A 713-nucleotide genomic window follows, 5' to 3' on the forward strand; every position below is an offset into this window, starting at 1 on the left:
TGTGCTCGTCGATGATCGAGCAGATCTTGATCGGTCGTCCGTGCTCGTCGGCGTCGAACTGGAAGTCCACCGCCCACACCACGTTCGGCGCGTCCGCCGTCGGCGCGTCGACGGTCGAAGATCCGACGCGCTTGCGTCGACGCCGCTGCGGGACACGAAGCCCCTCGTCACGCCACAGGCGTTGGACCTTCTTGTGGTTCACCACCCACCCCTCGGCGCGCGCATCGTGATACGCCCGCCGATACCCGTAGCGGGGATGGTCCTTCGCCCAGGCGCGCAGCCACTCCCGCAGCGCCCGATCCGGGTCCGCGACCGTGTCGGCGTTGAGCGGTCGCCGGTACGCGGAGCGGCTCAGCCCGACCAGACGGCACGCCATCCGCTCGCTCACCTGCAGTGTCCTGATCAGGTGCGCGACGGCGGCACGGCGCCTGCCCGGGCCTAGAAGTTTCCCTCAGCCAGCTCCTTGAGCGCGGCCTTCTCCAGCTCCGCTTCGGCGAGCAGACGCTTCAACGTGGCGTTCTGCTTCTCGAGCTCCTTGAGGCGCTTCGCGTCGTCGGCCTTGAGGCCGCCGTACTGGTTCCGCCACCGGTAGTACGTCTGCTCGGACACCCCGAGCTCTCGGCACACCGCCGCGACATCCTGCCCGTCGGCGAGCATCCTGTCGGCCTGCCCGAGCTTACGGACGACCTGCTCCGGAGTGTGACGCTTCCTAC

At 68.7% G+C, this 713-nt stretch carries 1 pseudogene; it reads right to left on the minus strand.

Annotation, left to right across the window (positions count from 1 at the left end):
* Window positions 1-713 (minus strand): annotated as a pseudogene (locus ACYVGD_RS01575) (IS3 family transposase); the annotation flags it as partial.

Source organism: Mariniluteicoccus endophyticus, assembly GCF_054780035.1.